At 62.6% G+C, this 13,992-nt stretch carries 12 protein-coding genes and 1 pseudogene; 12 read left to right on the top strand and 1 reads right to left on the bottom strand.

The genetic code is table 11. The features are described 5' to 3' along the window. Nucleotides 1-4: 4 nt before the first annotated feature. From ACKLKD_RS02270 to ACKLKD_RS02255, 4 genes are read left to right on the top strand one after another with little or no spacing between them, the layout of a single operon-like run. Nucleotides 5-967, top strand: a complete 963-nt coding sequence (locus tag ACKLKD_RS02270; RefSeq protein ID WP_025712096.1) for an ABC transporter substrate-binding protein — start codon at nucleotides 5-7, stop codon at nucleotides 965-967. Continuing rightward, nucleotides 964-2,001 (top strand): ABC transporter substrate-binding protein, encoded by a 1,038-nt coding sequence (locus ACKLKD_RS02265; RefSeq protein ID WP_025712097.1) that lies wholly within the window; start codon nucleotides 964-966, stop codon nucleotides 1,999-2,001. The genes ACKLKD_RS02270 and ACKLKD_RS02265 overlap by 4 nt, the downstream gene beginning before the upstream one ends. Further along, nucleotides 1,982-2,977, top strand: coding sequence for an ABC transporter permease (locus ACKLKD_RS02260; RefSeq protein ID WP_025712098.1), 996 nt, complete (start codon nucleotides 1,982-1,984; stop codon nucleotides 2,975-2,977). Before ACKLKD_RS02265 ends, ACKLKD_RS02260 begins: the two co-directional genes overlap by 20 nt. After that, entirely contained in the window at nucleotides 2,971-3,744 is a 774-nt protein-coding gene (locus ACKLKD_RS02255) for an ABC transporter ATP-binding protein (protein WP_022066096.1), read from the top strand. Before ACKLKD_RS02260 ends, ACKLKD_RS02255 begins: the two co-directional genes overlap by 7 nt. A 467-nt stretch (nucleotides 3,745-4,211) precedes the next feature. Here ACKLKD_RS02255 and ACKLKD_RS02250 read toward each other — a convergent pair whose 3' ends face one another. Continuing rightward, nucleotides 4,212-6,284: a TonB-dependent siderophore receptor gene (locus ACKLKD_RS02250; protein WP_025712100.1), complete on the bottom strand. Its 2,073-nt coding sequence runs from the start codon at nucleotides 6,282-6,284 to the stop codon at nucleotides 4,212-4,214. A gap of 505 nt (nucleotides 6,285-6,789) precedes the next feature. On the opposite strand from ACKLKD_RS02250, the gene ACKLKD_RS02245 reads away from it, so the two are divergent. From ACKLKD_RS02245 to ACKLKD_RS02210, 8 genes and pseudogenes are all read left to right on the top strand, one after another. Further along, nucleotides 6,790-7,611, top strand: a complete 822-nt coding sequence (locus tag ACKLKD_RS02245; RefSeq protein WP_023297800.1) for an ABC transporter ATP-binding protein — start codon at nucleotides 6,790-6,792, stop codon at nucleotides 7,609-7,611. Then, nucleotides 7,608-8,633 carry a FecCD family ABC transporter permease gene (locus tag ACKLKD_RS02240; protein WP_080924307.1) on the top strand — a complete coding sequence of 342 codons (1,026 nt, stop codon included), beginning with the start codon at nucleotides 7,608-7,610 and terminating at the stop codon, nucleotides 8,631-8,633. The genes ACKLKD_RS02245 and ACKLKD_RS02240 overlap by 4 nt, the downstream gene beginning before the upstream one ends. Continuing rightward, a complete protein-coding gene (locus ACKLKD_RS02235; protein WP_087805203.1) occupies nucleotides 8,630-9,670 on the top strand; it encodes a FecCD family ABC transporter permease in 1,041 nt (346 codons plus the stop codon). The genes ACKLKD_RS02240 and ACKLKD_RS02235 overlap by 4 nt, the downstream gene beginning before the upstream one ends. Continuing rightward, entirely contained in the window at nucleotides 9,660-10,637 is a 978-nt protein-coding gene (locus ACKLKD_RS02230; protein ID WP_165931864.1) for an ABC transporter substrate-binding protein, read from the top strand. The genes ACKLKD_RS02235 and ACKLKD_RS02230 overlap by 11 nt, the downstream gene beginning before the upstream one ends. Then, nucleotides 10,603-11,536 (top strand): annotated as a pseudogene (locus ACKLKD_RS02225) (MurR/RpiR family transcriptional regulator). The gene ACKLKD_RS02230 and the pseudogene ACKLKD_RS02225 overlap by 35 nt, the downstream one beginning before the upstream one ends. 92 nt (nucleotides 11,537-11,628) lie before the next feature. Further along, nucleotides 11,629-12,396, top strand: a complete 768-nt coding sequence (locus ACKLKD_RS02220; protein ID WP_025712109.1) for a basic amino acid ABC transporter substrate-binding protein — start codon at nucleotides 11,629-11,631, stop codon at nucleotides 12,394-12,396. 63 nt (nucleotides 12,397-12,459) lie between these two features. Continuing rightward, the gene (locus tag ACKLKD_RS02215) at nucleotides 12,460-13,224 is read left to right on the top strand and encodes an amino acid ABC transporter permease (RefSeq protein ID WP_008804505.1); all 765 of its coding nucleotides are present in this window, start codon (nucleotides 12,460-12,462) and stop codon (nucleotides 13,222-13,224) included. Next, entirely contained in the window at nucleotides 13,211-13,933 is a 723-nt protein-coding gene (locus tag ACKLKD_RS02210; protein WP_004189541.1) for an amino acid ABC transporter ATP-binding protein, read from the top strand. Before ACKLKD_RS02215 ends, ACKLKD_RS02210 begins: the two co-directional genes overlap by 14 nt. The last annotated feature ends 59 nt before the right edge of the window (nucleotides 13,934-13,992 follow it).

Below are 13,992 nucleotides of genomic sequence, written 5' to 3'. Positions count from 1 at the left end.
CACGATGCGTCTATCATTCTCAGGCCGGGTGGCGGCAGCGCTGATGCTGCTGGCGCTGGGCGGCTACGCGACAGCGCAGGAGCGGATCACCCTGCGTATCGCCGATCAAAAAGGCGGCATGCGTTCGCAGCTGGAGGCGGCCAACGCCCTGCAAAATCTCCCTTACGACATTAAGTGGGCCGAGTTCCCGGCCGCCGCGCCGCTGGCGGAAGCCCTCAACGCGGGCGCCGTGGACGCGGGGATCATCGGTGATGCGCCGTTGCTCTTTGCCCTGGCCAACGGCGCGCCGGTGAAAGCCATTGCCGTGGATAAAAGCAACCCGGCGGGGACCGCGGTGCTGGTTTCCCCCGGCAGCACGTTAAAAACCGCCGCCGATTTAAAAGGCAAACGCATCGCCACCGGCAAAGGATCGATTGGCCATTTCGTGGCGCTGAAAGCGCTGGAGCAGGCGGGGATTTCCCCAAAGGACGTACAGTGGGTGTTCCTCGGCCCGGTGGACGCCAAAGTGGCGCTGCTTAACGGTTCGGTGGATGCCTGGGCGACCTGGGAGCCCTACACCACCCAAATGGTGAAGACCGATGCGGGGCAGATCCTGGTGAGCGGCAAAGGGCTGCTGCCGGGCAATACCTTCCTCGCGGCAACGGATTCCGCGCTTAACGATCCGCAAAAACGCGCCGCGCTGCAGGATTATCTCCAGCGCCTGGCCGGCGCCGAGCGCTGGGCCTACGCCAATCTCGACAGCTACGGCAAAACGCTGGGGGAGATCATCCGTTTCCCGGCGGAGATCGCCCGCGCGCAGTTTGCCAACCGTCAGTCGCAGTGGCAGCCGCTGGCAGAGGAAACCGTGACCCAGCAGCAGGCTACGGCGGACTTTTATCTCGCCAACGGCCTGATCCGCACACGGCTGGACGTGAAGCCGACCTTTGACCGCCGTTTCAGCGTGCCCGCCGCCGAGGTGACGCCATGACCAGAACCACTATTTCCCGCCGCCGTTTTTTACAGCTCAGCGGCGGCCTGGCGCTGGCCGGGGTCTCTCTGCCGCTGTGGGCTCACGATATGGCGGACATGGCCAGCGGCGATGCCCATCCGGCGCTGCGCCTGCCAGAGCCCTACAAGATCAAGCTGGCGATCAACAAAAGCGCGGTATGCCTCGCGCCGGTCGCCGTCGCCGAGCAGCAGAAGATTTTCAGTAAATATAACCTCGACGTTGAGTTTGTTAACTTCGGCAACTCCACCGACGTGCTGCTGGAGGCGATCGCCACCGGCAAGGCCGACGGTGGCGTGGGGATGGCGCTGCGCTGGCTGAAGGCGCTGGAGCAGGGCTTTGACGTCAAGCTCACCGCCGGAACCCACGGCGGCTGTCTGAACCTGCTGACGGCCAAAGACTCGCCGTTCGGCGGCCTTGAGAGCCTGAAAGGGCAAACCATCGGCGTCACCGACATGGCCGGGCCGGATAAAAACTTCTTCGCCATCCTGCTTAAGCGCCACGGTATCGACCCGATCGGCGACGTGCAGTGGAAGGTCTACCCGGCGGATCTGCTCAGCGTGGCGCTGGACAAACGCGAAATCGCTGCCATCAGCGGCAGCGAGCCGTTCAGCTATCGGCTGCTGGAGACCGGCAAGTATCAGCTGATCGCCAGCAATATGACCGGAGATTATGCCAACCTCAGCTGCTGCGTGCTGGGGGTGAGCGGGAGCCTGGCTCGGGACCATAAACCGGCGGCCGCGGCGCTCACTCAGGCGATCCTGGAGGCGCACAGCTATGCCGCCGCGCACCCGGAAAGCGTGGCGCAATCTTTCCTCGCCCATGCGCTCAACACCAATGAAGCGGAGGTGAGCGGCATCCTGCACGGGCAGGGCCACGGCCATCACGCGGTGGGCGAAGCGTTCGTGAAAGAGCTGACGCAGTACGCGGTCGACCTGCAGCGGGTGCAGGTGATCAAGCCGGGTACCGATCCCCATCAGTTCGCGGAGAGCATCTATGCCAACGTATTCGCCTGAGCAGGCTCTGGCGCGCCCCACCGGCCGCGCGCCGCTGTGGGGAGAGGGGCTGCTGGCCGCCGCGCTGTGGCTGCTGGGCGGTCTGTTTACCCTGGCCTGGCCCGACGCCGGACGGCGCTGGCCGTTTAGCGAAGGCTGGGCGCTGGCGCAGTTCACCTTCGGCGGCGGCTTGCTGCTGCTGGCGCTGAGCTATCGCTACTGGCGAGCGCGCGGCGCCCGCGTGCTGCATGCCGGCAAGTGGCTGGCGCTGCTGCCGGTGCTGTTTGCTGTCTGGGAAGGGCTGACCGCCAAGAGTGCCGTACTGCCGGTGCCGTTTTTCGCGCCGCCGCAGGCACTGATCGAGGTGCTACACGACGACTGGCCGCGCCTGCTCGACAGCCTGCTGCACTCCCTGGGGCTGCTGGGGCTCGGCGTGCTGCTGGGCACCAGCAGCGGGTTCATCACCGGTCTGGCCATCGGCTGGTCACAACGGATTGGCTACTGGGTGCATCCGGTGTTACGTCTGCTGGGGCCGGTGCCGTCCACCGCGCTGCTGCCGCTGTGCCTGTTTATTTTTCCCTCGAGCTTCGGCGCCAGCGTGTTTTTGATCGCGCTGAGCACCTGGTTCCCGGTGACGGTGCTGACCTGGTCCGGAGTGATGGGCATTGATAAAGCGTGGTACGACGTGGCGCGGACCCTCGGCGCCAGCCAGCGTTTCCTGATCCTGCGGGTGGCGATCCCCGCCGCGCTGCCGAACGTCTTTGTCGGCCTGTTTATGGGGCTAGGCGCGTCGTTTTCGGTGCTGATTGTCGCCGAAATGGTTGGGGTAAAGTCGGGGATCGGCTTTTACCTCCAGTGGGCTCAGGGCTGGGCGGCCTATCCGAATATGTACGCCGCGCTGCTGGTGATGGCGTTGTTATGCTCCGGCCTGATAAGCGGATTATTTATGCTGCGTGACCGGCTGCTGAGCTGGCAGCGGGGAGGGATGCAATGGTAACCGAGACGATAGCGCGCGGCGCGGCGGTGTCCATCAGCCATCTTCATCATGCGTTTACGCTTGGCAAACAGACGGTACCGGTGCTGGAGAATATCAGCCTGCAGCTGCGACCGGGGGAAAGCGTGGCGCTGCTGGGCCCTTCCGGCTGCGGTAAATCAACCCTGCTGCGGCTGCTGGCCGGGCTGGAAGCGCCGCAGAGCGGACAGATGCAGATCGACGGCGCGCCGCTCGGCGCCCCGGGGCCGGAGCGAATTCTGGTATTTCAGGATCCGACGCTCTACCCATGGCTGACGGTACGGCAGAACGTGCTGCTGGGCCCGCAGGCGCAGGGCAAAAAGGGGCTGGAGGCGAAGGCAGACGCGCTGATTGACCGCATCGGGCTGCAGGCCTTCAGCGAGGCGTGGCCGCGTCAGCTGTCCGGGGGGATGGCGCAGCGTGCGGCGCTGGCGCGCGCCTTGTTGAACGAACCGCGTCTCCTGCTGCTCGACGAGCCGTTGGGCAAACTCGATTCCCTGACCCGCATCAGCATGCAGCGGGAGCTGATCGCCCTCTGGCAGCAGCAGGGGTATACCAGCCTGCTGGTGACCCACGATATCGAAGAGGCGCTGCTGCTGTGCGAGCGGGTGCTGGTGATGTCGCCGCGTCCAGGGCGGATTATCGCCGAGTTCGCGCTGCCGCTGGATTTTCCCCGTCATCGCGATAACCCGCAACTGCTGCAGCATCGTCAGGATATATTGCGCATCCTCGGCCAGGAGGAGGACTGGTAAGCTGAACGCATTGCCCGGTGGCGGCTGCGACAAAGGTCACGGAAAGGTAGGCCGGTGCAAGCGCAGCGCCTCCCGGCTATGGGCATCCGGCGCCAGGCGCCACGTTTTTGCCCGGTGGCGGCTGCGCCTTACCGGGCCTACGAACTGCGACAAATGGCACGGAAAGGTAGGCCGGCGCAAGCGCAGCGCCGCCCGGAAATGGGCATCCGGCGCCAGGCGCCTGTTTTTGCCCGGTGGCGGCTGCGCCTTACCGGGCCTACGAACTGCGACAAATGTCACGGAAAGGTAGGCCGGCGCAAGCGCAGCGCCGCCCGGCAATGGGCATCCGGCGCCAGGCGCCTGTTTTTGCCCGGTGGCGGCTGCGCCTTACCGGGCCTACGAACTGCGACAAATGTCACGGAAACGTAGGCCGGCGCAAGCGCAGCGCCGCCCGGCAATGAATATCCGGCGCGACGCCATGGTCCGGCTTAAAAATCCATCTTCACCGTGAACTGCACTTCGCGCGGGTCGCCAATCTGGTTGCCGAGGTTATTGGTGCCGATGGAGGAGGTGTAATAGGTCTTATCAAACAGGTTCTTCACATTCACCTGCAGCGTCACCGGATACTGCAGCTTCATCTTATAGGCGGCGAACACATCCGCCACCGCATAGCCCTGCAGATAATAATCCGCGCCGTTGGTGCCGGAGCGCTTGCTGACCGCATGGCCGCCGCCGCCGACGGTCAGGGTGTTGCTGTTATAGACGTTATGAATGTCATAGGTCAGGAACAGCGAACCGGTATGTTTCGGCACGTTTGGCAGCGGTTTCCCCGCGTAATCCGGATCGTCCAGCACTTTGGCGTCGGTGTAGCCGTAGCTGGCGATCACGCTGAGGTTATCGGTGATGGACCCGGCCAGATCCACTTCCACGCCCTGGGAACGCACCTTGCCCGCCGTTTTCGCCACCGTCTCATCGCCAATGCTCTCGGTGTACAGCACGTTGCGCTTATGAATATCAAACAGCGCGATATTGGCGGTAATGCCGTTTAACAGGTCGAATTTGGCGCCCACTTCGTAGGAAGTGGACTCTTCCGGCGGCAGCTCGCCGATATAGCTGGCGATCGACGACTGCGGCATAAACGACTGGGCGACGTTGGCGAACAGGGAGACGTTCGGCGTCACTTTGTAGACCAGGCCGGCTTTCGGCGTCCATTTCTCATCGCGGCTGTCGGTGTTGACGTTAAACGGTCGGCCTTTACCGGCGTACTGGGTGTAATACTGGTAGCGTACGCCGGCGACAGCGATCCAGTTGTCGGTCAGGTACAGCGCGTCCTGCACGTATGCGGCATAGCTCTCCTGCTGAATGCGCTGGTCGCTGTCGGAGGCGGAGACGGTATTACAGGTGTCGAGGGTGCCGTAGACCGGGTGATAGATGTTAAAGCCTTTGACGTTCTTGCAGCGCAGCATATCGGTGCGCAGCAGATCGTAATTCTCATAGGCGACGCCGGTCAGCAGTTCGTTATAAAAGCCGCCCACCACCACGTTGCCCTGCAGGTCGGCGCGGGTGGAGTGCATCTTCTGCGTGGAGCCGTGGGTACCGTCGACCCGGCGGGTGAGGTTGCCGGTCGCCGAATCATAGGCCACCACCCGCGCCTGGTTATCGTTGTAGTGATCCTGGCTGTAGCTGTAATCGAAGCGCGCTGTCCAGGCATCGTTCAGGCGATACTCGGCGTTGAGCTGAGCGAGATCGGAATAACCATCGGTAATATTAAACGCTTCATCGAAGCGGGTTTTGCGATCGACGTTCACCGCATGGCCGGTGTTCAGATCGAAAATAGTGCCGCGGTCAAAAGGCGCGCTGTAGTCGCGGTGCGAATAGGACGCGGTCACCGTCGCCCGCTCGCCAAACCAGGTCAGGGAAGGGGCGATAAAGCTGCTTTTGTTTTTACCAAAATTGCGCCAGTAATCCTCATTCTGGTATTCCCCAATCAGCCGGTACGCCAGATTCGTGCCTTCGATGGGGCCGGTGACGTCGAAGCTGCCGGTACCGCCGCCAAAGCTGGTGGAGGTCCCGGAAACCGAACCAGAGAACTGCCGCTCCGGCCGTTTGGTGATGACGTTGATCAGCCCGCCGGGGTCGAGGATACCGTACAGCGTCGAAGCTGGCCCCTTCAGGACTTCCACCCGTTCGGTGGCGGCGTTAAAACTGCGTGGCAGCACGGTGCGCAGACCGTTGGTCATGATCGAGCCGTCGCGGTTGGCGCCGAAGCCGCGGCGGGTAAAGGCGTCCTGGGTACCGCCGAGGGTGTTGGTCTGCACCACGTTAGCGACGTTATACAGCGCCTCATCGAGTGAGGTGGCGTGCTGATCTTCGAGAACCCGATCGCTGACGGTATTAACCACCTGCGGAATATCCAGCAGCGGCATCGAGGTCAGCGTCGCGGTGGCGGAGCTGAGTGGCTGATAGCCGCTGGTGGCGCTCTGCTGCGCGCCGTCGGCCACCACGGTGATGGTCTCTTCCGCGTCGTTATTACTTTTCGCCGCGCTATTGTCGGCGGCCATTAATCCCGGTGAGGCTAAAAAAAGAAGCGAAAAAAGCGCGCGCCCTTGCAACGCTCTGCAGGCGACATGGGGTTGAGTCATTATCTGTTTCTCGTGAACGAATCTGCCTTTGCGGTCAGATTAAGCCAATAAAATCATTGCCCTGAATAATAAAAGCACTCTGTTTAGCGTCTGAACGCGCCTTCAGATGTGTAATTGAGAATCATTCAATCATGAAGGGATGTAGTAGTAAATGTTATGTAAGATAAAAAATTGGCGGTGGGAAATGGCGGGGTTATCACGTCTTTTCAATGAGGTGGTGTGTTGTTATTTTATTGATATTAAATGATTTAATTGGTTTTACTGTTGCGCAGCCTCGCTGTAGTGCTCGCGACGGACGGATGACGATGGCGAGTATTGACTACTACATCTATCCCCGTCATGATCAAAAGAGAATGAGATTTATTTTTGTTTGACTGCAGACTGTTCAGCGATGGCCTGGAACGCTGCGGCGCAGGAGCGAGTTATGCCACAGCGGGTGAAACCTGCAGAGCAGGGGATCGTACTGGATGCCCTGTCGGCCGGATACGGCCAGACCCTGATCGTTGACGATATCAACCTGACCATTCCCACCGGCAAAATGACGGTGCTGGCCGGGGCGAACGGCTCCGGTAAATCCACGCTGCTCTCGACCATCGCCAGAATGCTGAAACCGCTCGGCGGCTGCGTGCGTCTGGACGGGCAAGCCATTCACCAGATGCCGACGAAAGCCGTCTCGCGCCAGCTGGGCATCCTCCCGCAATCGCCGGTGACCCCGGAAGGGTTAACGGTTTTCGAGCTGGTCTCGCGCGGGCGCTACCCATGGCAAGGGCTGATGCGCCAGTGGTCCGAGGCCGATGAGCTGGCGGTGGAGGAGGCGCTGCGCTTAACCGGTACCGCCGAATTCGCCCATCTGCCGGTGGACAGCCTCTCCGGCGGCCAGCGTCAGCGCTGCTGGATCGCCATGGCGCTGGCCCAGCAAACGGCCACCATTCTGCTCGATGAGCCGACCACCTGGCTCGATCTGCGCTATCAGGTCGATATCCTCGAGCTGCTCCAGACTCTCACCCGCGAACATGGCCGCACGGTGGTGACGGTGCTCCATGACCTAAACTTTGCCGTGAACTACGCCGATCTGCTGGTGTTCCTCAAACAGGGGCGCATCGCCGGCACGATTAGCGACAACGACGTCTGTAGCCCCGAGCTGATTAAACGTGTGTTTGACGTTGACGTGCAGATGTCGATTAACCCGCAAACCGGCAAACCGTTCTTTATGCCGTTTCGCGCCCGCCAGGCCGTTGACGCATGAGCGCCGCCGTTCTGTACGCCGCGCGGCGTCATGCCCGCCCCCGACTGGCGCTCTTTCTGCTAACGCTGCTGCTTATCGCCGCCTCGCTGGTGCATCTTGGTTTGGGCGCCCGCTGGATCGCCCCACAGACGGTGCTGCAGGCGCTGCTGGAGTACAATCCGCGCAATTTCGACCAGCGGATTATCGTCGATCTGCGCCTGGTGCGGCTGGCGGCAGCGCTGCTGACCGGCGCGGCGCTCGGCGTCGCCGGGCTGCTGCTGCAGACGGTGATCCGTAACCCACTTGGCGAGCCGCATATTCTCGGCCTTAACGCCGGCGCCTCGCTGGCGGTGGTGGCGACCTCTGCGCTGGGCCTGTCTCTCGGCGCTTTTCCCGCCGGGCGCCCGCTGACCGCCGCCTGCGGCGCGGCGCTGCTGTTCGGCGGCGTGATGGCGCTGGCCTCTGCCGGGCGCGGCGGGGCGACGCCGCTGCGCATCACGTTGTGCGGAGTGGCGCTGTCAGCGTTTGCGTCGGCGGTGACGGCGGCGATATTGATCCTCGATGAACAGACGCTGCTGGCGATGCGTACCTGGCTGGCCGGCGACCTGGCCGGACTGAACTGGAGCACGCTGCAGACGGCGCTGGTTCCGGCGCTGATCGGCCTTGGCGTCGCGCTGCTCATTGCCCCACGGCTTAATGTGCTGGCGCTGGGGGATAAGGTGGCGCTGGGCCTTGGCGTTAATCTTATCCAGACGCGGCTGCTGGGCCTGCTGGCGATTGCGCTGCTGTGCGGTGCGGCGGTGGCGGTGGCCGGGCCGATCGGTTTTGTCGGGCTGGTGGTGCCGCACGTGGTGCGCCGTCTGGTGACGGAAGATATCCGTCTGGCGCTGCCCCTGGCGGCGCCGGTGGGGGCGCTGGTGCTGGTGCTGGCTGACATCGCCGCCCGGACGCTGGTCGCGCCGCAGGAGCTGGCGACCGGAGCGATGACCGCCCTGGTGGGTGCGCCGCTGTTTATCTTTATCGCCGCGAGGTTTTTTAAATGAAGCGCGCCGTTCACCGGGCCGGTTTTCGGCCGCTGGTTATCGCCTCCCGCCAGCTGCTGCTGCGCCCGGCGGCGCTAAAAGTTGCCGCCATCATGATGCTGATGCTGCTGGCGCTCGGGCTGTACAGCCTCAGCCGCGGCAGCTATCCGTTGCCCGCGTCGACGCTGCTGACGCCGCAGCGGTTGGGCGAGCAGCCGCGCTTTATTCTGTTTGATATCCGCCTGCCGCGGATCCTGATGGCGCTGCTGTGCGGGGCCATGCTGGGGCTGGCTGGCGCGGCGATGCAGAGCATCACCCGCAACGGGCTGGCCGACCCGGGGCTGATTGGCGTTAAAGAGGGGGCCAGCATCGTGGTGCTGGCGCTGGTGCTGTTTTTCCCGGCGTTAGGCCTGGTCTGGCGGCCGCTGGCGGGGATGGTCGGCGGTGTGGCGGTGGCCCTGCTGGTCCTGACGCTGGCGCGCGACTGTTCGCGGCCGCGCTTTATTTTAATTGGTATCGGCGTCTCCTGGACCCTGGCGGCCGCGGTCGGCATCTTTATGACCACCGCCGACGTTCGTGACGTGCAGACGGCGATGATCTGGCTGGCGGGCAGCCTGCAGGCCGCCACCTGGCCGCTACTGGCGGTGGCCTTTTGCTGGGCGCTGCCCGGGGCCATCATCCTGTTCTGTACCGCCCGGGCGGCGGACGTGGCGCTGCTGGGCGACCGGACCGCCATCGGCCTTGGCGTACGTCTGCAGCAGCTGACGGTGCTGCGCTTTTTTGCGCCGGTGCTGCTGACCTCGGCCAGCGTCTCCTGCGTCGGCAGCCTGGGTTTTGTGGGCCTGATGGCGCCGCATATGGCGCGTTTCGTGCTGCGCGGCGGCCAGGTATCGCTGCTGTGCGGCAGCGCGCTGATTGGCGCCTTGCTGGTGCTGGCGACCGATACCCTTGGCCGGCTGGCGTTTGCCCCGCTGCAGATCCCGGCGGGGATTGTCATTGCCCTGGTGGGCTGCCCGTTCTTCGTTGTCTTGCTCTGGCGTCGCCGTGATGCCCTTTAACCAGGAAGGTAGTATGCGTTGGTTCGTCTCATTGCTGCTGTTGCTGACGGGGGCCGTCAGCGCCGCCGCCCCACAAACTCAAACTTTCACCGATGATTTAGGCCGCACCGTCACCGTGCCGCTGCATCCGCAGCGTATCGTTTCGATGCACGATCTCGATATTACCATTCCGCTGATTGAGCTTGGGGCGCCGCCGATCGCCAGCCACGGCCGGACGCGCCCGGACGGCAGCCACTATCTGCGATCCAGCGCCCAGCTCACCGGCGTCGATTTCGACAACAGCGAGATTCGCTTTATTGGCACCGCCGATATCGATCTGGAAGCGGTAGCCGCCGCCAGGCCGGATCTGATTATCACCGAGCCCAGCCGCCACGTGTCGGTAGAGCAACTGGAGAAGATTGCCCCGACGGTGAGCATCGACCATCTGCAGGGCAGCGCCCCGGAGATTTACCGCAAGCTGGCGCAACTGACCGGCACCCAGCCGCGACTGGCGATCCTCGAGCGCCGCTATCAGGAACAAATCAGACAGCTGAAAGCGATGGTTAACCCACCGCAGTACAGCGTCTCAGTGATCCAGGCGAACAACGGCAAGGTCACGGTGCATCATTCGTATCATGCGCTGGGCCGGGTGTTGCGCGACGCCGGGTTCCGCTTTCCGCCGCTGATTGAGCGGATCCCCGACGGCCAGCGCATTGACGTCAGCGCGGAACAGCTGCCGGAGCTGGACGCCGATTTTGTCTTCGCCACCTGGCGGTCGGATACCGGCGGTAAGCCGCAGGATGAGCTGCAGGCGATGGAAGGCGTGATGCCCGGCTGGTGCGACTTTATGCCTGCCTGCCGCACCGGACACTATATTTTGCTGCCGCGGGAAGAGGTGATCTCTAACTCCTATGCCGCGCTGTCTCTGATAGTGGCCCAGGTGCAGTCGCATATTGCCGGCAGGCCCATCCCGGCGGAGGCTAAATGAAAAGCGCGGTAAAAAAAGAGAAGGGCAAAGTCGACCTGTTCGGCGAACGCTATCGCGCCCGGGCGCACCAGCTTTCTCCCCGGCTGCGGGCCGTGGTCAGCTATATCAACGACAACCGCGAGGTGGTGCTGGAGCATACGGCGATGGAGATCGCCACAGCGACCCAGACCTCCGACGCCACGGTGGTGCGCGCCATCCAGGCGCTGGGCTTCGCCGGGCTGCGCGAGCTTAAGCAGACCATGGAGCGCTGGTTCGGCACCTCGGTCACCTCGGCGGAAAAGATGCGCTCGACGGTCACGGCGCTCTCCAGCGACGTTAACTCCAGTATTGATTTTGTGCTTGAAGGCCATCAGCGGGTCTGCGAGGTCCTGTCGCGAGCCGACAACCGCGCGGCGGTGGCCCAGGCGGTGGCATTGCTCAGCGACGCGCGCCAGGTAGGGATCTTCGGCATCGGCGCCTCGGGGATCCTCGCCGAGTACACCGCCCGGCTGTTCAGCCGCATTGGCCTGCCGGCGTATGTGATGAACCGCACGGGCTTCAGCCTCGCCGAGCAGCTTATCGGCCTGCAGCGTGGCGATGTGCTGATCATGATGGGGCAAAAGTCTCCCCATCGCGAAGGGATGACCACCCTGCGCGAGGCCAAGCGGCTGGGTATCCCGACCATCCTGCTGACCCAGGCGGTGGATTCGCGCTTCAGCCAGGAGGCGCAGGTAGTGATCGACGTCCCGCGCGGCGGCGACAGCAGCCGGATGCCGCTGCACGGCACGGTGCTGGTCTGTCTGGAGATGATTATCCTGTCGGTGGCCTCCACCACGCCACAAAAAACGGTGAAATCCCTGAAGCGAATCAACGACCTGCACCGGGCCATTGGTAAATCCGGCGGTAAACGCGGCAGTTAATAAGATAATTCACCAGCGGGAAGGTTTCCGGTTGCATATAAAAGTCAGTGTGTGTATTTTTATGCAAAATAAATGCATAAAAAGGAAATCTCATGGTCAAGAATTTGCTCAAGGCGTGTTTCATGATGGCCGCGCTGACGGCAGCCGGCCAGGCGGCTGCGGAAACCTATACCGTCGGTTCCGGCGGCACCTACCGGCCGTTTGAATTTGAAAACAGCCAGAAACAGCTGGAAGGTTTCGACATCGACATCATCAAAGCCATCGCTAAAGCCGAAGGCTTTGACGTCAAGCTGGTCAATACCCCATGGGAAGGCATCTTCGCCACGCTGAACACCGGCGACCGCGACATCATCATCTCCGGGATCACCATCACCGATAAACGCAAACAGATGGTCGATTTCTCCGCGCCGTACTTCCCGGCCGAGCAGTCTATCGTCGTCGCCCAGGACTCGCAGGTGGATTCGCTGGCGGCCCTGAAAAACGAGAAGGTCGGGGTGGTGAACTCCAGCACCGGCGATATCGTGGTGTCTGAGGTGCTGGGCAAAAACAGCACCGCGATCAAGCGCTTCGACAACACCCCGCTGATGCTCCAGGAGCTGTTCGAGGACGGCGTCAGCGCCGCGGTTGGCGACGTCGGGGTGGTGAAGTACTACATCAAACAGCACCCGGAGAAGCAGTTCAAGCTGGTGCCGGATGCCAAATTTGAGCGTCAGTATTTCGGTATTGCGGTGGCGAAAGGCAACAGCGAACTGCTGGGCAAAATCAACGCCGGGCTGCAAAAGATTGTTGCTGACGGGACTTACGCCAACATCTATAAAACCTGGTTCGACGACAACGTGCCGACGCTGCCAGCGCAATAATCCACTTTTTTCAGTGACCACGGCTATCGCCCAGGCGATAGCCGTATTTTTTAGGGAAGGACTATGACGGGATTCCGTTGGGAGATCATCGAGGAGTACGGCCCGCTGTTTGTGGACGGTGCCCTGATGACGATTAAATGTACCATTATCTGCGTGATCCTCGGGACGCTGTGGGGGTTAACTCTCGGTCTCGGGCGGATGGCGAAGGCCGAGCACGGGCCGTGGAAATATATTCTCCGCTACCTGGTGCAGTTTCCGGTGCGCTTTTACGTCAGCGCCTTTCGCGGTACGCCGCTGTTCGTGCAGATCATGGTGGTGCACTTTGCGCTGGTGCCGCTATTTATCAACCCGCGCGACGGCCTGCTGGTGACCGGCGGCCTGATGAGCGCCGACTTCGCCCGCGAACTGCGCGCCAGCTACGGGGCGTTCCTCTCCTGCATCGTGGCGATCACCCTTAACGCCGGAGCCTATGTGTCGGAGATTTTCCGCGCCGGCATCCAGTCGATCGACAAAGGGCAGATGGAGGCCTCCCGCGCGCTGGGCATGCCGTGGTGGAAAACCATGCGCAAGGTGATCCTCCCGCAGGCGTTTCGCCGCATTCTGCCGCCGCTGGGCAATAACGCCATCGCCATTGTCAAAGACTCGTCGCTGGCCTCGGCGATCGGCCTGGCCGATCTGGCCTATGCCGCGCGCACCGTCTCCGGCGCCTACGCCACCTACTGGGAACCCTACCTGACCATCTCTCTGGTCTACTGGGTGATCACCTTCCTGCTGGCGCAGCTGGTTAACCGTCTGGAAAAGAGGTTTGGCAAAAGTGATTCACATTAATAACTTACATAAGCGCTTCGGCGACAGCCACGTGCTGCGCGGCATCAGCTGCGATATTAAACCGCAGGAAGTGGTGTGCATCATCGGCCCATCCGGCTCGGGGAAAAGCACCTTCCTGCGCTGCATGAACGCCCTGGAGACGGTCAGCGAAGGCGAGGTGGTGGTTAACGGCTTTGCCGCCCACGACCGGACCACCGACCTCAACAAGATGCGCGAAAGCGTCGGCATGGTGTTCCAGCGCTTTAACCTGTTCCCGCACATGACGGTGCTGGAAAATCTGATCATGGCGCCGATGAATCTGCGCAATATGCCGCGCCAGCAGGCGGTCGACCTGGCGGAAGCCTTGCTGGCGAAGGTGGGCTTAAGCGATAAGCGCGACGCCTGGCCCTCGAGCCTGTCCGGCGGCCAGCAGCAGCGGGTAGCCATCGCCCGCGCGCTGGCGATGAAGCCGTCGATAATGCTGTTCGATGAGCCCACGTCGGCGCTGGATCCGGAGCTGGTGGGCGACGTGCTGGAGGTGATGAAAAACCTCGCCAGCGAGGGGATGACCATGGTGATCGTGACCCACGAAATGGGCTTTGCCCGCGAAGTGGCCGACCGGGTGATCTTCATCGACCAGGGCGTGATTCAGGAAGAGGGCAAGCCGGGGCAGATCTTTAGCGCGCCGACCAACCCACGCACCGCCGCGTTCCTCAGCAAGGTGCTGTAAACCGGGCGGGCTGGCGCGATGCCAGCCCGCTGAGCATTCCGGGTGTATTGACGAAGCTT

This window comes from Klebsiella sp. 10982 (assembly GCF_048589245.1).
In the GTDB taxonomy this organism is placed as follows: domain Bacteria; phylum Pseudomonadota; class Gammaproteobacteria; order Enterobacterales; family Enterobacteriaceae; genus Klebsiella; species Klebsiella quasivariicola.
Note: the sequence above shows the minus strand (reverse complement) of the source record. Positions and strands in the feature narration are given on the sequence as shown.